At 59.8% G+C, this 21,539-nt stretch carries 17 protein-coding genes and 4 pseudogenes; 13 read left to right on the top strand and 8 right to left on the bottom strand.

Annotated features, from left to right (window positions below):
• The 5 genes from K2O51_RS34305 (at position 1) to K2O51_RS34285 (ending at position 5,730) form a co-directional block, all read left to right on the top strand.
• Positions 1–1,500, top strand: a complete 1,500-nt coding sequence (locus K2O51_RS34305; RefSeq protein WP_220632062.1) for an FAD-dependent monooxygenase — start codon at positions 1–3, stop codon at positions 1,498–1,500.
• A 4-nt stretch (positions 1,501–1,504) separates the two neighbouring features.
• The gene (locus tag K2O51_RS34300) at positions 1,505–2,842 is read left to right on the top strand and encodes an amidohydrolase family protein (RefSeq protein ID WP_220632061.1); all 1,338 of its coding nucleotides are present in this window, start codon (positions 1,505–1,507) and stop codon (positions 2,840–2,842) included.
• Between the two features lie 11 nt (positions 2,843–2,853).
• A complete protein-coding gene (locus tag K2O51_RS34295; protein ID WP_235679879.1) occupies positions 2,854–3,828 on the top strand; it encodes an alpha/beta hydrolase in 975 nt (324 codons plus the stop codon).
• 38 nt (positions 3,829–3,866) lie between these two features.
• The gene (locus K2O51_RS34290; RefSeq protein ID WP_220632060.1) at positions 3,867–4,712 is read left to right on the top strand and encodes a fumarylacetoacetate hydrolase family protein; all 846 of its coding nucleotides are present in this window, start codon (positions 3,867–3,869) and stop codon (positions 4,710–4,712) included.
• 61 nt (positions 4,713–4,773) lie between these two features.
• On the top strand, positions 4,774–5,730 hold the full coding sequence (locus tag K2O51_RS34285) for a VOC family protein (protein WP_220632059.1): 957 nt from the start codon (positions 4,774–4,776) through the stop codon (positions 5,728–5,730).
• 80 nt (positions 5,731–5,810) lie between these two features.
• On the opposite strand, the pseudogene K2O51_RS34280 reads toward K2O51_RS34285, so the two are convergent.
• The 3 genes and pseudogenes from K2O51_RS34280 to K2O51_RS34270 form a co-directional block, all read right to left on the bottom strand.
• Positions 5,811–6,422: pseudogene (locus K2O51_RS34280) on the bottom strand (TIGR01777 family oxidoreductase); the annotation flags it as partial.
• Between the two features lie 89 nt (positions 6,423–6,511).
• Positions 6,512–7,438 carry a fasciclin domain-containing protein gene (locus tag K2O51_RS34275; RefSeq protein ID WP_220632058.1) on the bottom strand — a complete coding sequence of 309 codons (927 nt, stop codon included), beginning with the start codon at positions 7,436–7,438 and terminating at the stop codon, positions 6,512–6,514.
• A gap of 250 nt (positions 7,439–7,688) precedes the next feature.
• A pseudogene (locus tag K2O51_RS34270) lies at positions 7,689–8,120 on the bottom strand (lipocalin family protein); the annotation flags it as partial.
• 109 nt (positions 8,121–8,229) lie between these two features.
• On the opposite strand from K2O51_RS34270, the gene K2O51_RS34265 reads away from it, so the two are divergent.
• Positions 8,230–9,708 carry an ISKra4 family transposase gene (locus tag K2O51_RS34265; protein ID WP_220632057.1) on the top strand — a complete coding sequence of 493 codons (1,479 nt, stop codon included), beginning with the start codon at positions 8,230–8,232 and terminating at the stop codon, positions 9,706–9,708.
• Between the two features lie 205 nt (positions 9,709–9,913).
• Here the strand turns inward: K2O51_RS34265 and K2O51_RS34260 are convergent, their stop codons facing one another.
• Together K2O51_RS34260 and K2O51_RS34255 are read right to left on the bottom strand one after the other, a co-directional pair.
• Entirely contained in the window at positions 9,914–11,008 is a 1,095-nt protein-coding gene (locus K2O51_RS34260; protein ID WP_220632056.1) for a branched-chain amino acid aminotransferase, read from the bottom strand.
• 245 nt (positions 11,009–11,253) lie between these two features.
• A pseudogene (locus K2O51_RS34255) lies at positions 11,254–11,775 on the bottom strand (hypothetical protein); the annotation flags it as partial.
• A gap of 257 nt (positions 11,776–12,032) precedes the next feature.
• On the opposite strand from K2O51_RS34255, the gene K2O51_RS34250 reads away from it, so the two are divergent.
• A complete protein-coding gene (locus tag K2O51_RS34250) occupies positions 12,033–12,239 on the top strand; it encodes a hypothetical protein (protein ID WP_220632055.1) in 207 nt (68 codons plus the stop codon).
• Between the two features lie 198 nt (positions 12,240–12,437).
• Here the strand turns inward: K2O51_RS34250 and K2O51_RS34245 are convergent, their stop codons facing one another.
• Both K2O51_RS34245 and K2O51_RS34240 read right to left on the bottom strand, forming a co-directional pair.
• On the bottom strand, positions 12,438–13,559 hold the full coding sequence (locus K2O51_RS34245) for a porin (protein WP_220632054.1): 1,122 nt from the start codon (positions 13,557–13,559) through the stop codon (positions 12,438–12,440).
• A gap of 113 nt (positions 13,560–13,672) precedes the next feature.
• Entirely contained in the window at positions 13,673–14,773 is a 1,101-nt protein-coding gene (locus K2O51_RS34240; protein ID WP_245002007.1) for an asparaginase, read from the bottom strand.
• Between the two features lie 155 nt (positions 14,774–14,928).
• Between K2O51_RS34240 and K2O51_RS34235 the strand changes: the two are divergent.
• From K2O51_RS34235 to K2O51_RS34215, 5 genes and pseudogenes are all read left to right on the top strand, one after another.
• Positions 14,929–15,387: pseudogene (locus tag K2O51_RS34235) on the top strand (LysR family transcriptional regulator); the annotation flags it as partial.
• Positions 15,388–15,548: 161 nt separating this feature from the next.
• The gene (locus K2O51_RS34230; protein WP_011295769.1) at positions 15,549–16,754 is read left to right on the top strand and encodes an ISL3 family transposase; all 1,206 of its coding nucleotides are present in this window, start codon (positions 15,549–15,551) and stop codon (positions 16,752–16,754) included.
• The gene (locus K2O51_RS34225) at positions 16,747–17,109 is read left to right on the top strand and encodes a LysR substrate-binding domain-containing protein (RefSeq protein ID WP_220632322.1); all 363 of its coding nucleotides are present in this window, start codon (positions 16,747–16,749) and stop codon (positions 17,107–17,109) included. Before K2O51_RS34230 ends, K2O51_RS34225 begins: the two co-directional genes overlap by 8 nt.
• A 190-nt stretch (positions 17,110–17,299) precedes the next feature.
• A complete protein-coding gene (argH, locus tag K2O51_RS34220) occupies positions 17,300–18,808 on the top strand; it encodes an argininosuccinate lyase (RefSeq protein WP_220632053.1) in 1,509 nt (502 codons plus the stop codon).
• A gap of 57 nt (positions 18,809–18,865) precedes the next feature.
• Entirely contained in the window at positions 18,866–19,834 is a 969-nt protein-coding gene (locus tag K2O51_RS34215; RefSeq protein WP_220632052.1) for a tripartite tricarboxylate transporter substrate binding protein, read from the top strand.
• A gap of 449 nt (positions 19,835–20,283) precedes the next feature.
• On the opposite strand, the gene K2O51_RS35720 is transcribed toward K2O51_RS34215, so the two are convergent.
• Positions 20,284–20,472, bottom strand: a complete 189-nt coding sequence (locus tag K2O51_RS35720) for a type 2 periplasmic-binding domain-containing protein (RefSeq protein WP_220632051.1) — start codon at positions 20,470–20,472, stop codon at positions 20,284–20,286.
• Between K2O51_RS35720 and K2O51_RS34205 the strand changes: the two genes are divergently transcribed.
• Positions 20,465–21,370, top strand: a complete 906-nt coding sequence (locus K2O51_RS34205; protein WP_342394113.1) for a TniB family NTP-binding protein — start codon at positions 20,465–20,467, stop codon at positions 21,368–21,370. The genes K2O51_RS35720 and K2O51_RS34205 overlap by 8 nt on opposite strands.
• Positions 21,371–21,539: the final 169 nt, after the last annotated feature.

The raw sequence follows: 21,539 nt of genomic DNA, 5'->3' as shown, positions 1-21,539 counted from the left end.
ATGCAGTGGGATGTGATCGTAGTGGGCGGCGGGCCTTCCGGCCTGACCATGGCGGCGGAGCTGGCCGGGTCTGGTGTCACGACGCTTGTGCTGGAGCGCCGCACCGATGGTGTCCAGTCACGCGCCGGCACCATCATGCCCCGCGTCCTGGAGTTGTTGGATGCGCGCGGCATCGCGCATCGGTTTATCGAGAAGACGCGCGCGATCTCGAACTATCCGTTCCGGCCCTCGCATATCTGGGCGGGCTTCCATCCGATCAACTGGAAGTATCTGGAATCACGCTTCGGCTTCACGCTGGGACTGCCCCAGAACCACACCGAGGAAATCCTCGGGGCCTGGGCCGCGGAATGCGGGGCGGAGATTCGGACAGGCATGGAAGTCCTCGACGTCCGTCAGTCAGACGACGCAGTCGAGATCGATGTCTTGGATGTGGCGGGCACCGTCGCCACGTTGCATGCCCGCTATGCGGTCGGCGCCGATGGCGGGCGCAGCGTCGTGCGCAACCGGCTCGGCCTGCCGTTCGAGGGGCACTCCGGCACCTTCCGCGGCATTGTCATCGATGCGGAGCTGCATGCGCCCTGGCCCGGCGGCCGCGTCAACGTCGACAACGAGATGGGCTGGGTGCGCGGCTACGTGTTCGGCGACGGGGTCACCCGCTTCAATATCGTCCACCGCGACCGGCGCCACGCGCCGAAGGACGAGCCAGTCACGCTGGAAGAAGCGCTGCAATGCATCCGCGATGTGCACGGCACCGACTACGGCATTCGCGCCTTCCGCTGGGCATCCCGCTTCGACGACCAGATGCGCATGGTGTCCAGCCTGCGCAAGGGGCGCGTCTTCTTGGTTGGGGAATCGGCACGCATCCATTACCCGGCCAGCGGCGTAGGCATGAACTTCTGCCTGCAGGACGCCTTCAACCTGGGCTGGAAGCTGGCCAACGTCATCAACGGCGTGGCGGATCCGTCCACGCTTGATACCTATGACGCGGAGCGGCTGCCGGTCATGCACGCCCTGCTCGAGAGCGTCAAGTCGCAGTGCGCGCTTCAGTTCAACTTCGAGCCGGACGCGGTGGCGCTAAAGCGCCGCATGCAGGAACACATCATTCCGCTGCCCGATGTCCAGCGCAAGCTGGTCCTGGAGCTGAGCGGCCTGGAGGCGCCCTATCCGCGCGCGCCCAGCAGTCATTCGCTGACGGGGCAGCGGTGCCCGGACCTCGACCTGCTCCTGCCGGACGGCAGCGCCGTGGCGGTGACGCAGACGCTTAGGGAACGCCGCTTCGTACTGCTCGACCTGGAGGGTTTCAGCCGGCAGTTCGCGGCGCTGAACCTGTCCGGATGGCCGGTCACCGTGCTTGCCGCGCGCGCGGCAAGGATTCCCGCGTCGATGGAAGGCGTGAAGGCACTGTTGCTGCGCCCGGACGGCTACGTGGCCTGGGCGGCAACGGACGTCGCGCAGGCTGCCGAGGCGGAAGCGCAACTGGCGAAATGGCTGAAACGGTGAAGCGATGAACGAACGACGACTGCTACTTACCGGCGGCTGGATTCTCAGCATGGATCCGGCGGTCGGAGATCTACGCCAGGGTGATATCCTGATCGAAGGCGACCGGATTGCCGCCGTGGCCCCGCGCATCGAGGCCCCCGAGGCCCAGCGCATCGACGCGGCCGGGATGATCGTGCTGCCCGGCTTTGTCGACACGCATCGCCATACCTGGCAGAGCTGCGTCAGGCACCGCTATGCCGACATCGATCCGCAGATCTACTTCGCCGAGATGCTGGGGGCCACCGGCGCGGCATTCCGGCCGGATGATGTCTATATCGGCACCATGCTGGGCGCGGTGTCCGCACTGGACAGTGGCATCACCACGATGCTCGACTGGTCGCACGTGCAGAACTCTCCCGAGCACGCGGATGCCGCGGTCCTTGGCCTTCGCGATGCCGGCATCCGCGGCATATTCGCGCACGGCTGGCCGTTGGTCGAAGGCGCCTCATGGATGTTCGACAGCCAGCGCGGCCACCCCGAGGATATTCGCCGCTTGCGGGAACGCTACTTCTCGTCCGACGACCAACTGCTGACGCTCGCGATGGCGGCACGTGGCCCGGAAATGGCGTGCCGCGAGGTCTGGCTTCGCGATCTGCGCCTGGCGCGCGAGCTGGGCATCCGCTCATCCATCCATATGGGCGCCTATGCGCGCAACGGGACCGCAAGGGGCATTGCGCAGATGCATGAAGCGGGCGTGCTGGGCGATGACCTAACCTTCGTGCATTGCTGCTGCTCTGGCGAAGATGAGATCGCCATGATGGCTGACGCGGGCGTAAGCGCGTCGCTTGGCGTACATTGCGAGCTGAATGCGCAGGGCATTGGCGACCTCCCGCTGGATCGGATGCTTGCGGTTGGTATCCGGCCCAGCCTGAGCGGCGACACCGAGACCAAATGCTCGGGTGACATGTTCACGCAGATGCGCCATGCCTTTGCCTACTACCGTTCCTGGATGGGCGGCAACCATTCGCGTGTGGCCAATGCACCGGCGACGCTGTCGATGCGCGATGTGCTGGAGTTCGCGACCGTGGCGGGAGCCAGGGCCAACGGCCTGGACCACAAAGTCGGCTCGCTGACGCCAGGCAAGCAGGCCGACATCGTCATGATCCGCGGCGATGACCTGAACCTCGCGCCGGTGTCGGATGCCGTCGGCGCGGTGGTGCTGGCGGCGCATCCGGGAAATGTGGATACGGTGTTCGTAGCGGGCCGCACGGTCAAGCGCCATGGACGCATGACCGGTGTCGACGTGGACATGCTGCGCCACCGCGCAGCAGCATCTCAACACTACGTGCTCGGTCTGCGATGAAGACGCGCACCATGTCCGTCCCGCTCGATCCGGAACTGGCGGCCATCGTCGCGGCAATGCGCGAGGCCCGTGCTCCCGCTCCGTTCTCCGGGTCTCCGGAACACGCCAGGGAGCGCATGCGTTCGGCCATCCTCGCGGCGCGCGCGCGCACGCCGCTGCCGGAGGTGGGGGCCATCGAGGATGGCATCGCCGTCCATGACGGCCAGCGCGTCCCGGTCCGGGTCTACCGTCCCCGCACAGCGTCCGCCATGTTAGCAACCGTGGTCTTCTTCCACGGCGGGGGCTTTGTGCTGGGCAGCGTCGAACTGATGGACGATATTGCGCGCAAGCTGTGTCGCGATCTCGATGCCGTCGTCGTTTCGGTCGACTACCGGCTGGCACCCGAGCATCCCTTTCCCGCTGCGCACGACGATGCGCTGGCCGCCACCTCATGGGCCATCCGCAACGTTTCCGCGCTTGGCGGAAATCCCGCACGGATCGCCGTGGCCGGCGAGAGCGCGGGGGCCAACCTAGCCGCATCGACTGCGCTGCTGCTGCGCGACCAAGGCGAAACCCTGGCGGCGCAGCTGCTGATCGTGCCGGGGGTCGACCTGGCCCGCGACACGCAGAAGCTCGAAGCCGCGCGCGGCGAATTCCCCATGTTGTCTCCCACTGACCTGCGCGACATCTCGCGGCTGTACATGGGTGAACGCGCCGCACTGGCCGGAAGGTTCCCGCCGTCGCCGATGCATGCCGTCAATGTTCACCGCCTGCCGCCGGCGGTGGTGGCGGTCGCCGGTCATGATCCCCTATGCGAGGAAGGCACGCGCTATGCGGCCCGACTTGAAGCGGCGGGCGTACCTGTCTGCCTGCTTCGCTTCGATGACATGTTCCATCCGTTTTTCGGCTTCTTTGAGGCCTCCGCGTCGGCGCGCCGCGCCAACAACGCCATCTGCCACACCTTCAAGTCGTGGCTCCATCAACATGCCAGCCCCACGTCAACCTGACGGTGCAGGCATACCCCAGTATCAATCGGGAGATCGCAGTGCGTTATGTTTCGTTTTTCAAAGATGGCAAGAAGTACCTCGGCATTCGCGATGGCGAAGTCATTCGTGTCCTCGGGCAGACCACGCTGGAAGACCTGCTGTCGCGCGGCGTCATTTTGGACGCATACGGCCGCGACGAGGCTAGCGGGGAAACGGTCAGCGCCGCAGGTATCACATACCTGCCGCCATTGTCACGTCCGCCGAAGATCATCTGCGTGGGCCTGAACTACGCCGACCACACCAAGGAAAGCCCGTACGATCAGCCCGACTATCCGACACTGTTCTTCCGCGTGCACACCAGCCTGGTCGCGCACGGCCAGCCGCTGGTGCGCCCGGCCGTGGACGACTGCGCGGGGCTCGATTTCGAAGGCGAAGTGGCAGTGGTGCTCGGCAAGGGTGGCCGTCATATCCGCAAGGAAGACGCGCTGTCGCACGTGGCGGGCTACTCGCTGTTCAACGATGGCTCCGTGCGCGAGTACCAGTTCAAGGCACCGCAGTGGACGGTCGGCAAGAACTTTGACGGCTCCGGCGCGTTCGGCCCCGACCTGGTCACCGCGGACGAACTGCCGCCCGGCGCGCGCGGCCTGCTGCTGCAGACCAAGTTGAATGGCCAGGTGGTGCAGTCGGCCAGCACCGACGACATGATCTTCGACGTCGAAACCCTGATCGCGATCATCTCGCAAGCCATCACGCTCGAAGCAGGCGACGTGATCGTGTCGGGCACGCCGGCCGGCATCGGCTGGGCGCGCGAGCCGAAGCTGCTGATGAAGCAGGGCGACGTGTGCGAAGTGATCGTCGAGAAGATCGGCACGCTGTCGAATCCCATCGTCGACGAAGCAATGTAACCCCCAAGAATTGACCGCCGGCGGGGCAAACTCCCCAACCGGCGGCAACCCGGAGACAGCCATGCCCGATGCCAAGTTGGCAGGCCCGAACGCGGCCGTACATTCCATCGACCACTTCGCACTCAACGTCCCGTCGCTTGCCGATGCCGCCCGTTTCTATCGTGCGTTCGGCCTCGACGTGCGCGAGGTCCGCAACGACGACGAACTGGAGTTGCGCGCCGCTGACGGGCATCGCTGGGCGCGCATCCTGCCTGCGGCGGCCAAGTCGCTTGCCTACCTCAGTTTCAATGGCTACGAGCGCGACTTCGAGACGCTGGCGCGGCAAATCGAGGCAGCCGGCGCCGCCCCTGCCCACGCACCGGAAGGCGCGGTCGACAGTGGCATCTGGTTTCACGACCTCGACGGAAACCTGTTGCAGGTGAAGGTCGGGCCTAAGACCAGCCCCAGCGCGAAGGCGCCGCACGTGACGGTGGGTGCCGGCGCCGACGCACGCGGCGCGGTGACGCGCTCGCAGGTAGCGACCGTGCATCCGGACCGCCTGTCGCACGTGCTGCTGTTCACGCCGGACGTGCTGCGCGCGATCGACTTCTACCGGCGCGCCATTGGCCTGTGCCTGTCCGACAAGTCACTCGACATCATCGCCTTTACCCACGCGCCGCACGGCAGCGACCACCACCTGGTGGCCTTCGCCAAGAGCAGCGCACGCGGCTGGCACCACGCCGCCTGGGATGTGCGCGACGTCGACATGGTCGGCCAGGGCGCTGCCCAGATGGCCGCGGCAGGCTATACGCACGGCTGGGGCACGGGACGCCACGTACTTGGCTCGAACTACTTCCACTACGTGCAAGACCCGTGGGGCTCGTTCAACGAGTATTCGGCCGACATCGACTTCGTCGCCCCCGGCCAGCCGTGGCTCGCCGGCGACTTCGCGCCCGAGGACTCGCTGTACCAGTGGGGTCCTGACGTGCCCTCCGACTTCATCCGCAATACGGAAGCGCCGGGCGCTTCCGCACGCTAGCGACAGCCGTGAAGTGTAATAAAAGCGGGTCTTCCGCAATTTGTGTGACGACGGCGAATTTGCGTCGAGGACCCTTGCCCCTTGTCGTCGAGATGGATCCAGGGCATCCACTGCTGGCCGTTGCCCGGCCGGCCGCCGAAGCCCAGTCGAAAAAGCGGCAGCAGCCGCGTCAGCATGCCGCCCCGTGCCACTAGCACCGGCGCGGTGCGCAGCAGCGCCCCACGCACGCCCCACTGGCGCGCTCGCTCAGCTTCTTGTTCCCAGGCAACGCACAGGCGGCTGCCGAAGTCGGCGTTTCCCGGCACGCTGTCTTCGGCCAGCCATTGGTCGCCACCGTCGCCATACCAGCCGACGGCCGAACCTGACACGTGGACGCGCGGTGGTGTGGCTTGTTGGCCCATCCAGTCGACCAAGGTGCGCGTCAGGTCGATGCGGCTGCGCCACAGCACATCGCGCTGGGCCTGGGTCCACGGGCGATCGGCAATCGGCGCGCCCGCTAGGTTGACCACGGCGTCCAGCGGCGCGCTGCCGTCCAGCGCTTGCAACGGTGCGATGCTCTGCGCGCCGCTGCACAGGCGCTGTGCCTTCTGCGGGTCGCGGCTCCAGACCCAGAGCGCGTGGCCTTGGCGCTGTCAGTGCTGGCAAAGGGCTTGGCCGATCAGGCCGGTGCCGCCGGTGAGCAGAATGCGCATGGAGTTCTTCCTTTCAAATGTTGCGGGGGTTACCGGCCCCGGGCAGCGGTGCACGCCGCGTGGTCGCGCCACGTGCACCGCGCACCCGCTCAAGGCGCAGGAAGAATCACCTTGTCCAGCACATGAATGACACCGTTGGATGCCAGCATGTCGGTTGCCACAATGTTCGCCTGACGCCCTCGCTGGTCGGTGATGGCGAGAGCCGGGCTGACCGTGAAGGTTTCACCCTCGACCGTCTTGATTGGCGTATTTACCGGCACGTCGGCTTTCAACACGAGGCCTGGGACCACGTGGTAGGTCAGTACCTTGGTCAGCAACGCCGTGTTGGCCAGCAATTGCGCCTTGGTGAGGCCCAGCTCAGTCAGCAGCGACGCAAAGGCCGCGTTGGTCGGTGCAAAAACCGTGAAGGGCCCGGGCGCGCTCAGTGTGTCGGCCAAGCCTGCGGCGGTCACAGCCTCCACCAGAATGCTGAAATCCGGATTGGCGATTGCGGTTTGCACAACAGTTTTATCGGCTGGCAATAGCACCTCGTCAATGGCATGGATGACGCCATTGGATGCCGCAATATCCGCCTGAACGATTTTGCTTTTGCGATTGCGCCCATCCGTGATGATGAGGTCTGAACCTGTCTTGTCAATCTTGAAATAGCCCCCGCCGACTGGATTAATGGCTTTGCCCAGCGGCACTGAACTGCTGTTTACCTGGCCAGCAACCACGTGATATTTGAGGACCGCGGTCAACAGCGCCTTGTTGGAAAACAACTGGTCTTTGCTGACGCCAAGCTCGCCCAGCAGCGCTGAAAATGCGGTATTCGTTGGCGCAAAAACGGTGTACGGCCCCGGTGCAGCCAAGGTATCGGTCAACCCTGCGGTCTGAATGGCTTCCGCCAGAATGCTGAATCTGCTGTCACTCTGCGCTACTTGAATAACGTTTCCGGGTGGATCGTCGCCGCCACCGCAGCCGGCAATGAACGCAACAGTCAGGACAGTCAGCAACTTCTTCATCCAAATTGACATGGTGCCTCTCCTTGATTTCCAAGAAACAAAACACTGTGGAAGTGATGTTCATTCCCTCATCTGTTGCCTCCTGTCTATCAATCGAACACTGCATCTGCCTGTTTGAAGGACGGTCATAAATCAGCGACTGGGCTCCAGCACGTGCAAGGACGGCACCGGGTCGTGCGGGGTGAGCACCAGCGGTGCATGGTCGGGCACGCGCAAGCCGCGCTTGGAGCAGACGACGGTGTCGGCCATGGCCAGCCTCCGCTCAGAGTGCCGGGTCCCGGCGCTCGTGCGTCACCCAGACCAGCGCCGAGGTATCGACACCCAGCGCCCGCGCCCGCGCCACGATGGCATCGCGCTGCGCGACAGGTAGCTGCTTGTCGCGCGCCAGAATCCAGCAGTAACTGGTGTCTGGCCCCAGCACGAGCGCCCAGCGGTAGTCCGGATCCAGCGCGGCCACGTGGTAGCCGCCGTAAAACGGCCCGAAGAAGGACACTTTGAGCGAGCCGGTGGTGGGCGCGCCGGTGAACGATGCCTTGCCAATGGCTTCGCGCCACTGGCCTGTGGTGAGTGCATAGCCGCGATTGACCACGCGCACGCTGCCGTCAGTCAGCGCGGTATAAGTGGCCGATACATCGGTCATGCCGCGCTCGAAAGCATGGTCCAGCCGTGCCAGTTCATACCAGCGGCCCTCGTAGGAGAGCGTGCAAAACATGGGGAGCCTTCAGGAACGGCCTATTCGGAATCTGCTTGGCGCCGGCTTCGGGTGGACTACGCTGACGGTATCGCAAGGGTGGGAGCGAACCATGCGCATGATCATCGAAGCCAGGTTGGCCAAGGAGGGCAGCGACACCGGCCAAGACGTTGAGCGAGTCTTGGCCGTGATTGAGCGCCCTGACTGTAGCCTTGCCGACCTGGGCCTGACTCTCGCTGAGGGCCGGGCGCTATTGGCCGAGGCACAGGCCCAGCTGGTGTCGACGCAAGTGGATCGATGGCTCTCCGGCCAGACCCATTGTCAGTGCTGCGGCGAGGCGTTGAGCCACAAGGACCATCGTTCGACGGTTGTGCGCACAGTGTATGGCAAGGTGACCTTAAAAAGCCCGCGGCTGTGGTCCTGTGCTTGCCAACAAACTGTCCGGACGCCGCGGCATGTGGTTCATCCCTTGTCTAAAGCGCTGACTAGTCGTACCACGCCAGAGCTGAAATACCTCCAGGCGAAGTGGGCAAGCCAGATGGCATACCGGCAGGCCACCGCTATGCTTAAGGAAGTACTGCCGCTGGAGAAGGGCATTTCATTCAGCGGCGCGCGGAATCGGATTCGAACGATTGGAAAGCAACTCGACGACGACATCGAGCGTGACATCGCCAAGTTGCCCCATTCGGTAGCAGACGTTCGGATCCGCGAATCACGGCACGTCGCGGCCATGAGCGTCGACTCGGCGTGGCTGCGACATTGCGACTCACAAAGAGGTCTTGGCCGTCATGTCAACCTCATCGCCGGGCGAGCGACGTTCACTGACAGTCCGCCAAAGTTCTATGCCTACGTGCATCGGGAAGTCCCCTCGGCTGCAGCGCGACTTGATCATTTCCTCAGTCGAAACGGTGTGGCGGCCAATGAACGGGTGACCGTGATCAGCGATGACGCCGGTGAGTTCGAGAAGACCGTACAGGGTAGTCGACTCGCTCGCGGCCGGATTCTCGATTGGTTCCATATCGCCATGCAGTTCAACGCAGCGCAGCGTTCCCTGTACGGCAGCAAGATGATGGACGCACTGGAGCGAGAGGAACGAGAGTCGGCAGAGACTGAAATCACTCACGCCAAGTTTCTGGTCTGGCATGGCAAGGGCCGCAAAGCCATGGAGCGCATCAAGGCACTGGACGCTCGGCTGCTGACGCGGACAGGGTATGAGTACAGCACGCTGAGCGAGCACTTGCGTAATATCTGGTACTACCTGAGGAACAACTCACCTACGTTGGTCAACTACGGCGCCCGCCATCGCAAGGGCCTGCCCATCAGCAGTAGCATCGCGGAGTCCGCGGTGAACCAAGTCGTGAGCCATCGCATGGCAAAGAAACGACAGATGCGCTGGACGGACCAAGGAGCGCACTGCCTGGTGCAGGTCAGGGTCGCGGCTTTGAACGGGGAACTCTCACCCGATCGCATCTCGGCGCTCGAGCTCGCGGCCTCGCGTCACAGCCAATCCATCGGGCCAGCATCACCGAACTGGCACCAGGCGCCGCACCGAAAAAGCCGCGACATGCTCGCGGAAAATTGGGGTGCCTAACGAAATCGGCCTCCCCAACATTTGCACGCTCTCCTTCACGCCTCCAGCCACAGCGCTCGATGCCCCCTGCGCATGGCTCCGGCAGAAAAATGCCCCCATCGTCGTGGCACCGCCCGGGTGGGCGGGGACAGATGTACAAACAAATCAACGCGGCGCGCACTGCCTTCCGATTTCTTGCGCGCCGCTGATGTCAAACACGCCAGTCTCAATCGACGTGATGCACCCATCCGAACGGGTCGGCGATCTTGCCGCGCTGGATGCCGGTCAGCAACGAACGGAGGCGCTGCGTGACTTCGCCTTCTCCACCATTGCCGATCGTGAACTCCCCACCAGCGTGACGGACCTGCCCGATGGCGGTGACGACCGCGGCCGTGCCGCAGGCGAAGGTTTCCCTAACACGGCCACTGGCTGCATCCGTGCGCCACGACTCGAAGTCGTATGGTGTCTCGTTGACCGGAATACCCTCGTGCCCGGCCAGCTCGACGATCGATGCGCGGGTAATGCCCGGCAGGATGGTCCCTTTCAATGGGGGCGTGCGCAGGGAGCCGTCATCCATCACGAAAAACACATTCATGCCCCCGAGCTCCTCGATCCAGCGGTGCTCCGCAGCGTCAAGGAACACCACCTGGTCGCAGCCCTTGACCGCGGCCTCGGTCTGCGCGATCAGGCTGGCCGCGTAGTTGCCGCCGCACTTGGCCGCGCCGGTGCCGCCAGGGGCCGCGCGGGTGTATTGATCCGAAACCCATACGGTCACCGCCGACTTGCCGGCCTTGAAATACGGGCCGACCGGGCATGCGATCACGCAAAAAACAAACTCGGCCGACGCGCGCACGCCGAGAAAACACTCCGAGGCGAACATGAATGGGCGCAGGTAGAGGCTACCCTCGCTACCTGGAATCCAGGCGCGGTCGATATCGACGAGCGCTTCCACGGCTTGCAGGAATGTGGCCTCGGGCAGGTCGGCCATCGACATGCGGGCAGCAGAGGCGCGAAAACGCCTTGCGTTCTCCTGTGGTCGGAACAGCAAGATCTTTCCGTCCTCGCCACGGTATGCCTTCATGCCCTCAAAGATTTCCTGCGCGTAGTGCAGTACTGCGCAGGCGGGATCGATTTGGAAAGGACGGCGCGCTTCGACCTTGGCGTCATGCCAGCCGCGACCGCTGGTCCAACGGATCGTGACCATGTGATCGGTGAAAACGCGTCCGAAAGTCGGATTTGCCAACTTGGCAGCGATCTCATCGGTGCGGGTGGGGCCAGGGTGAGGCTCTACAACGAACTGCAATTGACTTTCCTTGCTCATTTCCAGTGTTCCGAGGATGTTGGGCCATATGGCCCTGGCCGCCGCGGTAGTGTTACCGGAGCGGGTGCGTTACAAAGGTGGAGACCTACTCGCCAAAAAGCGGCGCGCTTTGTCACGCGCCCCACCACCGCCAAGCCGGTCGCCCTTGATCCTAATCTGCTGCGGGCGGAGCCAGGCTGCAGCCCTCTGCGCGCCACTGCGATATTGGGCCAGCAACGCCGTCCGACGCTGGGTGGAAGACTTGGGGCATGGTCGTCGCCGACCAGCGGCACGCCGCCATGGCGCGACGCCCCTGCGGAGTTGGCACGCTCGAGCACGTCGATGGGCCCGTCCACACTGGGACCCTTGCCGTACTACATCGAGAAAACGCTGTCGCGCGAGGCGTTGGGGAACAGGTTGACCTGCTGCGAACCCCACACCGCGGTGGCGGCCAGATCTTCGTTGACGCCGGGTTGGAACACCACGTCGCTGGCAGCCAAGGCTGGCAGCCAAGTGCTGTTTGGTCTTCCATAGAGCGTAGTCGACGGCGCCAAGCGACGAGCCGCGGTAGCCGTAGAAAAGCCGTATTGAGGCCGGCGGCACGGTCGCGCGCCTCCTGCAGTAGGCAGGCGGGCCAGCGCTTGGATGCCGCTCAGGTAGACACCGCCTGTCTCGAGGTTGTACTTGTCGTCAAGGCCGGCGTTGGCCTGGTTCGGTCGCCCCCGCCTCCGCGAAGCGCGTACGCTACGGTGAGGTAGCCTGATCGAGACAGACACGCCTGGTCGCATGGCCAAGATAAGAACGGCAAGGAAGTGTTTCACCGGAAGGTGACCCGCAAGCAACTGGTGCAGTTGCTTTCATGGCGCGCACGCTGAGCAGTTTCGGCCACAAGGTGGCGAAAGGCGCTGCGTAAAGTGCGGTTTAGATAACCTCGCAGGAAGAAGGTTCTGCGAGCAGTGCGGGCAGAGTCTTGCAAAAATTTTGTCCTCAGTGCGGCCAAGAGTCCAGCCCTACAGCCCAATTCTGTGGCTTTTTTGGCGCTTCATTGAGCACGCCGCCGCGAAATCCGATCTCCGTCGCGCCATCGATTGCCGCGCCTGCCCCGGTACTTTATACCCCGGCGCATCTGGCCGACCGCATTCTCGCCGAACAGGCCGCGATGGAAAGCCGAGGACAAGCTGCCGGTGAACGCAAGACCATCACCGCGCTGTTTGCGGACATGGCCGGATCAACCGCACTGATCCAAGATTAAACGGCCACGCACACTCGCGTTTGTGCAGAGCATCCCTAATTCGTATCGATGCATTTTGTTTCGTGCCGTACGGACGCCACGGAGCCTCTATGAGCGTTGACGGGGGGCTATGAAGATCGATTCCCGCTTAGAAGCGCAGGAATCGATCCATCAGAACAATGTGAGCGGAAAGATTTAAGCTGAGAGAGAACTCAATCGTTAGAACCGAGTCCTCAATCCTACTGCTGCACCGGTGCGGGTGCTTGCACCCCCGAACGTTCCGATCGGACTGTTCGGATCGTTGACCGACGCTCCAGCAAGCCAGCTTCTGTCCGCCTCTATGTAAACTTCAGTTCGCTTGGAAAGGCTATACATCGCAACAAAGTACGCTGTCTGGATAAGGCCGGAACTTCCACGGGATGCCCCCGCTACATTGTCGCGAACATATGCAGCAACTAAACGCCAAGCGGGCGTTACTTGATAGTTCAGTCCCAGCACACCTGCGCGATCGTGGCGGACGGAATTCTGTGTGTTCGCCCCTGCCACAGTGTTTGCATTATTGATCTGGCTTGTGTTCGCTAGCGGATCAGTGGAACCATTGAGTCCCACAACGAAGCCAGGATCGCGCCGAGAGTCAACATAGTATCCGTGCAAGGAAACGTCGCCAAATGAATATCTGAGCCCCGTGGTCCACGTCGTCGCATCTTTCCCGTTGGCGTCTGTTGATTTGGTTCCGGCAGCGCCAAACAATAATGCATCCGTCTCATATGTTGTGGCAAATTGAATGGTTCTACCAATCGCTGTGCTTCCGGCTCTTTCTCCAAATGAATATTGCGCGTTTACAAAAACTGGTCCGAAATTTTTTGAGTAGTCAATAGTATTATCATAGCGAATGCCAGTGAGGATGTCTTGCCATGCCAGCTCAGTATAATTTGCAATATTGAGAGGGTCGACTTTGGCGAGGAAGCTGTAAGCAGCACCGTTCTGGCGTCCAGTCTTTAGGGTGCCGAGCGTTTCATTGCTAAGCCCGATCCACGCTTGTCTTCCAAACAATTGCCCTTGCTGTGCGCTTTTTCCGGTATCGTAACTGAACCCACTTTCTAATGCGAAGATAGCCCGATTCCTGCTGCCGAGATCTTCGATTCCGCGAATCCCCCATCGTCCACCGCTGAATGCACCCTCGTTTAGACTCAACTGGTCTTTAGGCCCATTATCGGTCGCCTTGTTGGAAGAATATCGCACCGCTGCGTCTATTACGCCGTAAAGCGTAACGCTAGATTGTGCGTGAGAAGCTTGTGCGACCGACATGATCGCCAGACATAGAATGATCTTTTTGTTCACGAAAATACCTTATTGCTGTGCAATCATTGAGCTTTACAAAAGTCCGAGTTATATTGGTCACTTAGTGACATTTAGTCATCTATACTCGCAGCGTCGAAAATTGGCAGCTAGGGCTATTCGTTGAAGTAAGTCCGGATTGTAGAAATATCAGATTGTTGGGATAGGGCCAGCATTAGAAGAATTCGTGCCTTTTGGGGATTCAGAGTTCCCGCCGCGATGCCCTCTGTTTTTTTTGTCGTGAATCCACTTCCCGTCCGCGATGCGCGTATGACCGGAAAGCCGGACGCAGTCAGCTCTGTCAGTCGATTCTTCACAGTCAGGGGGATCCCGCCGTTTCCAGCACCCGCAATGACGATGCCTTTTGCGCCGCTGCGGATTGCGGCATCAATCTGTTCCACATCTTGGTCCTCGTGCATATAGACGATGGAGACCTTCGGAAATGCGTGAATACTGCTCACGTCAAATGTGGGTTTCCCGACTGGATTTGCGGGAGAGTAATAGAATTTCGGGGTTGCGCCTACAAAGGCGCCCAAATAGCCCTGTTCGGTCGAGCGGAAGGTGTCCACCGCAGTTGTATTAGATTTGGTTATATAGAAAGCGGATCCAATTCTGTCATTTAATACGACCATGGCCCCCCGACGTTCGGCGTCCTTGTTTGCTGCGAGCGTAACGGCCTGAAGTAAATTCATCGGCCCATCGGCGCTAATGGCGGAGGCCGGCCGCATCGCCCCTACAACAACAACAGGTTTCGGACCGGCGGTTGTCAGGTCGAGGAAGAATGCTGTTTCTTCCAGCGTATCAGTGCCGTGCGTAACCACGACTCCATGCACAGCGTTATCGGACAGCGCCTTGTTAACCGTCCGAGCCAAACGCAACAAGATGCCTTGGTCGATGTCATCACTGTTCACGTTAGCGACTTGCTCGGCAGAGACCGTGGCGACCTCTTTCATTTCGGGCACTGCATCAATGAGCGCCTGTACGCCCATGGAGGCCACTTGGTAGGTCATCGTGTCCGTCTTGCTTTTCGCTGTGCCAGCGATTGTGCCCCCTGTTGCCAGAATAACGACGCCAGGCTTCTGATCCTGAGCGCCTGCGGCTGAGCCTACCAAGCTACAAAGAATGGCTGTCGCCATGACTTTCTTGCGTAATTGCATACCTCCTCCTCTCGATACAGGAAATTTCTCGATCTTTTGATGAAGCAAACGAAAACGCATCTCTCGTATGCCTGAGAAACAGTATGAGAGGAGGGGTAGATCGTCAAATCACCAATTCGTACGTCTCTATACGGATTTGATATACACTCGCTTGCTTCCACAACGAGGGAAGGCCGATTGTGAACTTCAAGCAAATTGAGACATTCCGAGCAGTCATGTTGACGCGGTCCATGACAACCGCTGCTGCACAGCTGCACACGTCCCAGCCAAACATCAGCCGCGTGATATCCCAGCTAGAGAGGGAAACCGGAATCCCTCTATTCGAGCGTCTAGGGGGAAGGCTAGTGCCGACAGGTGAGGCAGAAGCCTTTTTTAAAGAGGTGGAGCGCGCATTCGTTGGCCTAGACGCCCTCGAGGATTCTGCACGGTCAATTCGTCAGTTAGGTACCGGATCTCTTCGGATAGGAGCCGTGCCGTCGATTGCGATGAGCATAGTTCCGCAAGCGATACAGGAGCTGAGGGGGCATTATCCGGATGTACCAATTACAGTACATATCGGTGCATCTCCGGTTGTTGCCAAGTGGACAGCTACAGGCTTCTGCGATATGGGACTCGTTTCTTACATGGTCGAAACACCTGGTGTTCGAGTGACTCAATGGCGAAAGGAAAAGGGAGTGTGCATTGTGCCTCGTGCCCATCCCCTGGCAAAAAAAAGGTTCTTCGCCGATCTGCGTGACCGTTTAGAAACAAAAAGGGCCAACACGCCCACCACTGTTATCTTGGAGTTGCGACACAACAAGAATCAGGAAGGTGGAGGTTGGCCCTGCGCGATTGTATGGCCCAGCTCGGCTGCTGGGAAGGCTATCGCCTGCGCGATAGTTGGGAGGAGACCCGTAATGGGCAGCGCATTTGCATCGTCCGGCTGGAACCTAAGGGGCGCCGGAGACGGTGCTGCGATGGCTGTGGTCGGGGCGTTAGCAGCATCCACGATCGGGTAGAGCGGCGCGTGCGGGATCTGCCAATGTTCGAGATTCCGGTGGAGTTGGTCGTGCCGCGACTTCGTCTGGCTTGCCGGCGATGTGGCCCGAAGCTGGAGCGCCTGGACTGGCTCGCACCCTATGCGCGGGTGACAACGCGGCTAGCCGCCAGCGTAGCGCGACTGTGCAAAGTCATGTCGTTGCGCCATGTCGCGCGCTTCTACCAATTGGCCTGGACTACCGTCAAGCGCATCGACCTGCGCTATCTGGAGCGGGAACTGGGGCCGGTCGACCTGAAAGGCGTCACCGTGATCGCGATGGACGAGTTTGCTATCCAGAAGGGCCATCGCTATGCCACGGTCATCGTCGAGCCGTCGAGCAAGCGGGTACTCTGGGTTGGGCGCGGACGTTCGCGAGAGGAAATCCGACCCTTCTTCAAGCTGCTTGGTCCCGAAGGCTGCGCCCAGCTTCGCGCCGCGGTGATGGACATGAATACCGCTTACGACCTTGAAGTGCAGATGCATTGCCCACAAGCACAGGTCGTCTATGACCTCTTCCATGTGGTGGCCAAGTACGGCCGTGAAGTCATCGACCGGGTTAGGGTGGACGAGGCTAATCGGCTGCGCGGCGACAAGGCCGCCCGTAAGGTGGTGAAGTCTTCTCGCTGGTTACTGCTGCGCAATCGGGAGAACGTCACCCGTGAGGCCGATCAGATCCGGCTTGATGAAATACTGGCTGCCAACCAGGCGCTGATGACCGTCTACGTGCTCAAGGACGATCTCAAGACGCTTTGGACATACCGGCATCCCGGCTACGCCCGGCGCTTCTGGCAAGGGTGGTACGAGCGCGCAATGGCCAGCGGCATCGTACCTCTGTGCCTGTTCGCCAAACGCCTCAAGCCATACCTGCCAGGCATCCTGGCTCATAGCCGCTGGCCGTTGGGAACCAATCTGGTAGAGGGCATTAATAACCGGATCAAGGTCATCAAACGGATGGCCTATGGCTTCCGTGATGACCATTACTTCTTCCTGAAGATCCGGGCGGCCTTCCCCGGAAATCGGTGAAGAACCAAAAAAAAGGAGAGTCTTCGCTCGTGATCTGGACGGCGAAACCTTTATCTCTCTTCCTTATGGAGATGGGACCCGGGCAGAAATAGACCGTGCTTTCCAACCGGAGCGCCGCAAACTAATTTTGGAGGTCCCTTACGCGGCGACGATCTGTTCCATGGTGGGCATGGGTCTTGGGGTCAGTGTAGTGAACGCGATGGTGGCGCGGAATCTCAAGCTGCAGGATGTCAAAGCGATACCGTTTGAACCGTCGATCTCCTTTCCCAGCTACGTACTCCATGCGCAGCAGCAACCGGAGCAAGCTATCGCTAAGGCATTTATGGATTGCTTGAGTGAAGTAGTGGGCTCTTGAGTAGTTCACGTCTCTCCCAGTTTTTTGTATGTGTTCAGTCCTGTCGCGGGGCTGCTGGCCAGCGTAAGCCATCGTCAACTCTGCGCATATAGTCATATCAAATATGTATGACGGAGGCGAAATTTATGATTTGACGATCTGCCGTCTATTTTTCCATACTGGGCTTCTCTGCCCTAGCGAGGATGACAGCATGGAATCAAAGGTCAGTAGACGGCTGACGCAGGCTATAGCCCCAGAGGTCTGCGAGCACATATATCTGCCGCGACTGCTGCGAGAATTTGAAAGCGGGTTTCCCTACCTTAATGAGATCAATCAGGCGCATCTATTGATGTTGCATGCTAACGGGTTGCTGCCTGACGCGGCGGCCCGTACGCTAGCGCGCGCACTCCTTCAGATGGAAGAGGAGGGCCCAAAAGCTGTGCAGTTGGATCCGGCTCGCGAAGACGCCTTCTTCAACTACGAAGCTCGCTTGATGGAAGTCGCTGGAGCCGACGCCGGGGGTAGCTTGCATATGGCGCGTAGCCGCAATGATATCGCAGCTACGCTTGATCGACTGCGGGCCCGGGATGCAACGCTTTTGCTGCTCGATGCCCTGTTGGTCGCACGTGCTACAGCGCTGGACAAGGCAGGTGAGCATACAGCAACGGTAATGCCTGGATATACGCACCTGCAGGCGGCGCAACCGATCACCTATGGCTATTACCTCGCGGCGGTCGCTGAAGTTCTAGGTCGAGACATCAATCGCTTAACACATGCGTTGGAGGCGCTTGACACCTGTCCATTGGGCGCTGCTGCTCTTGCTGGAACGTCGTTTCCCATCGATAGATTGAGCACTGCACGCTGGCTAGGGTTTTCTAGGTATGTTGACAATGCTCTGGACGCAGTTGCATCACGGGACTTCGCGTGGGAAATCCAAGCGGCACTGACAATCGGCGCTCTGACGTGGGGACGTGTAGCCCAGGACTATTACGTCTGGGCCACGCCGGAGTTCGGGCTGATAGACTTTCCAGATAGTATCGCTGCGACCTCCAGTATCATGCCGCAGAAAAAAAATCCCGTTGTTCTTGAGCACCTTAAAGGAAAAGGTGGCCACGTGCTAGGGCTTCTAACGGCATCGTTGTCAGCCGTTAAGGGAACTCATTTCACACATACGGTGGATGGTAACCGTGAAAGTATGCGCAGTTTTTGGGAGTCCGCTGAGGAATCCCTTCGCTGTGTCAAGCTACTGCGCCTTATTCTGGAAAACGCTACGCCCCTACGCGAAAACATGCGTGCGCGCGCCAATCGGGACTTTTCTGCAGCAACGGATCTCGCCGACGCGCTGGTACGGGATGCAGGAGTTTCTTTCAGACAAGCCCATCACATTGTCGGCGCTGTGGTGCGTGATGCGCTAGACAGAAAGTTGATCGCCAGTGAAATTACAAGCGATATGGTGGATGCTGCGGCGAAGCAGTATACGGGGCGCCCCACCGCGCTTAACGCCAGTACTGTTGCCCGTTGCCTTGATCCAGAGATTGCAGTGAAGGCTCGCGTTTCGGCTGGCAGTCCGTCACCTTCGAAGGTCCTTCAGAACCTCAGTGATCAACTGCAGTCGTTGGCGAGATCGCGAGCAGTGGTTGCGGAAGAGCAAAAACGCATTAATGATTCTCGAGTCGCACTGAAACACGCCGTGCACAGTCTTTTGCAGGGATCTAGATGAGTTAACAAGGATAAGTATCTGCCATCGATTTACGTGATTAACCCGTGAGCATTTATTATGAAATTTCTATTTCGTATTATTTTAATGGCATTTGCATTCGCGAACGCCGCCGTTTGTGCTGCGGCGTCTTTTCCAGAAAGACCTATTCGACTCGTTGTCCCCTTTCCCGCCGGTGGTACCACGGACATGCTCGGACGGATACTTGCGGCTCATCTCTCAGAGGAGCTTGGCAAGCCGGTGATAGTCGATAACCGCCCCGGTGCAGGAGGGGTTATCGGAGCGGACGTCGTTGCGAAATCACCAGCTGATGGCTATACACTCCTGCTAGGGTCTCCGGCAAGCCAAGCCATTAACGCATTGCTGTATAAGCATCTTCCTTACGATGCGCAGAAGGATTTCACTCCCGTGGCATTATTTGCCAGCACCCCAAATATCCTGGTGGTGAATCCGAAGTTGCCCGTAAAATCCGTTGCGGAATTGGTACGTTATGCTAAGGAACATCCTGGCGCGCTGAACATGGGTTCGGCGGGAAATGGAACGACTAACCATTTGTCGGGTGAGTTATTCAACAGCATGGCTGGTGTGAAAATTCTCCACGTGCCCTACAAGGGGAGCGGCCCTGCAATGAGCGATCTGTTGGCGAATCAAGTGCAACTGATGTTCGACAATTTGCCAGGCTCTCTTCCTCACGTAAAGGCGGGACGCCTGCGTGCGTTGGCAGTTACTAGTTCCGTGCGGTCACCCGTCTTGCCAGACGTGCCTACTATGGCTGAAGCTGGTATCCCGGGCTACGAGGCGGATGTGCGCATCGGTGTAATGGGCCCCAGAGGTATGCCGCCTGCCGTGGTAAGCCGGTTGTCCACGGCGATTACTAAGATAGCGAATGACAAAAAATTCCAAAGCCAGTTGTTGCAACAGGGCGCCACGGCAATAGGTGTAAGTCCCGCCGAATTCGCCGAAATCAGCAAGCTCGATGCAGCGAAATGGGGAAAAGTTATTAGAGAATCCAGAGTGACATTGGACTAGATTCTGACTGTAATCAACAAATACCGGCGTCAAAAGTTTTTTTAAAAAATAAATTTTGGCGGATACGAGTTTACGGCACTGATGTCCCAGTCATGCGCCCGGTGTGTTACGAAGCATCCACCAGGTCGACGAGGTTAAACATGTTGGCTGGTGTTGCCGATCGTCAATTCGGCCAATCGTGACCACTAATTCCGCCAATGGTCATGGAGCTATCTGAATGATCCATAAGCGATTTCTGCTGTGTCGTGAAGAGTAATAAAGAAGTTACGTAAAGGGCTGAAAACGAAGATATATAAATCAATAAGTTATAAATTATTGTGTGGATGTCCGTATCAACATTACGACGATTTTTCGAGTAGTAATGTTGGTGCACCGCCAAGGACATCGTGCTGGCCGTCATCGGGAGCTCACTTGGTCCACGAAGATCCCCAGGAAGATTAGGATCAGCATTAGCCCGGACGTTCCAGATCGGGGAAGAAGCCAATCGCCATTTCAACTTGCCCGCTCTGCATGGCTTCCGGCAACTCACGCACGGACAGTGCTTTTGCTCTGAGGTTGCAGTGAGGCGCCAGTTGCGACAACCTGGCCATCAGCTTGGGCAGGAACACCACTTCACCAATATCTGACAGCGTGACCACAAAGTCCCGCCGCGCGTTCAGGGGATCGAAGCTGGCAGGGGTCTGCACCACGCCATCTATCAGGGACAGCGCTTCTCGTGCTGCCGCCACTGCTTCATCGCACCTGCCGGTCGCCACCATACCACTGGAACTGCGGACCCGCGCCACCCAGGCGTTCGAACTCCTGGACAGGTTGGTGAAGAGTCCGCCACGGCAGCGGATGCCATGCTTGCTGCTGTATGGGGAATCGAACATCGGAAAGACGCAGGTTATCGCGAAATTCGCACGGCGCCATCCTCCAGAATTTGACGAGATAGCAGGCGTGGAGCGCCGAACGGTGGTGTCCATGCAGATGCCACCTACGCCCGACCAGAATCGCTTCTACACATCGCTCCTGTTCGAGCTTGGAGCGCCGTTCAATGCATCAGCGAGACTAAACGTGCTGGAGCAGCTGAGTCGCGGGTTGCTTCGGAAAGTTTCATCGCGCATGCTGGTTGTCGATGAAGTTCATCACCTCTTGTCGGGGAATTATCGCGAGCAGCGAGCCTCACTGAATCTGCTCAAGCTTCTCGCTAACGATCTCCAGATGTCGATTGTCCTCGTGGGGGCGCAGGATGCCGAGATTGCACTGCAAACAGATTCCCAAATGAGCAGTCGCTTTGCGCGCTTCGAGATGCCTCGGTGGCAGGAGTCGGAAGCTTTCCGGGGACTTCTGGCGGCATTCGAGCGCATACTTCCTTTGCGACGGCCCTCAAACCTGTCGAGGCGAGAAGTCGTCGCGGCGGTTCTGGCGGCGAGCGGAGGTCTGACTGGTGAGGTTTCGCGGCTTTTGAATTCTGCCACCGAGCTTGCGATCCGCGATGGAAAGGAAATGATCGATGTCTCTCACATCGAACACGCCCGGAACAGCGTGTTATAGCCGGTCGAAGCCATGGCCTATCGTCCCGCGCCCGTGTGACGGCGAGGCATTTGGGGGCTGGCTTGGACGAATCGCTGGCAAGTACTCCATAACGGTCGAGCAGCTTTGGTCGCACGCCGACATCGGCCCGATGCCAGCCCTAACATATTGGAAATGGCTACTGTTTCCG

Origin of the sequence: Cupriavidus pinatubonensis (assembly GCF_019602855.1) — a bacterium.
GTDB classification, from domain to species: Bacteria; Pseudomonadota; Gammaproteobacteria; order Burkholderiales; family Burkholderiaceae; genus Cupriavidus; species Cupriavidus pinatubonensis.
This window is presented reverse-complemented; position numbering and strand designations above follow the sequence as displayed.

What these genes read in the sequence shown, in the direction of transcription:
- K2O51_RS34305 (WP_220632062.1), top strand. Translation starts at nt 1, where the DNA reads ATGCAGTGGGATGTGATCGTAGTGGGCGGCGGGCCTTCCGGCCTGACC.
- K2O51_RS34300 (WP_220632061.1), top strand. Translation starts at nt 1,505, where the DNA reads ATGAACGAACGACGACTGCTACTTACCGGCGGCTGGATTCTCAGCATG.
- K2O51_RS34295 (WP_235679879.1), top strand. Translation starts at nt 2,854, where the DNA reads ATGTCCGTCCCGCTCGATCCGGAACTGGCGGCCATCGTCGCGGCAATG.
- K2O51_RS34285 (WP_220632059.1), top strand. Translation starts at nt 4,774, where the DNA reads ATGCCCGATGCCAAGTTGGCAGGCCCGAACGCGGCCGTACATTCCATC.
- K2O51_RS34275 (WP_220632058.1), bottom strand. Translation starts at nt 7,438, where the DNA reads ATGTCAATTTGGATGAAGAAGTTGCTGACTGTCCTGACTGTTGCGTTC.
- K2O51_RS34265 (WP_220632057.1), top strand. Translation starts at nt 8,230, where the DNA reads ATGCGCATGATCATCGAAGCCAGGTTGGCCAAGGAGGGCAGCGACACC.
- K2O51_RS34260 (WP_220632056.1), bottom strand. Translation starts at nt 11,008, where the DNA reads ATGAGCAAGGAAAGTCAATTGCAGTTCGTTGTAGAGCCTCACCCTGGC.
- K2O51_RS34240 (WP_245002007.1), bottom strand. Translation starts at nt 14,773, where the DNA reads ATGCGTTTTCGTTTGCTTCATCAAAAGATCGAGAAATTTCCTGTATCG.
- K2O51_RS34230 (WP_011295769.1), top strand. Translation starts at nt 15,549, where the DNA reads ATGGCCCAGCTCGGCTGCTGGGAAGGCTATCGCCTGCGCGATAGTTGG.
- argH (WP_220632053.1), top strand. Translation starts at nt 17,300, where the DNA reads ATGGAATCAAAGGTCAGTAGACGGCTGACGCAGGCTATAGCCCCAGAG.
- K2O51_RS34215 (WP_220632052.1), top strand. Translation starts at nt 18,866, where the DNA reads ATGAAATTTCTATTTCGTATTATTTTAATGGCATTTGCATTCGCGAAC.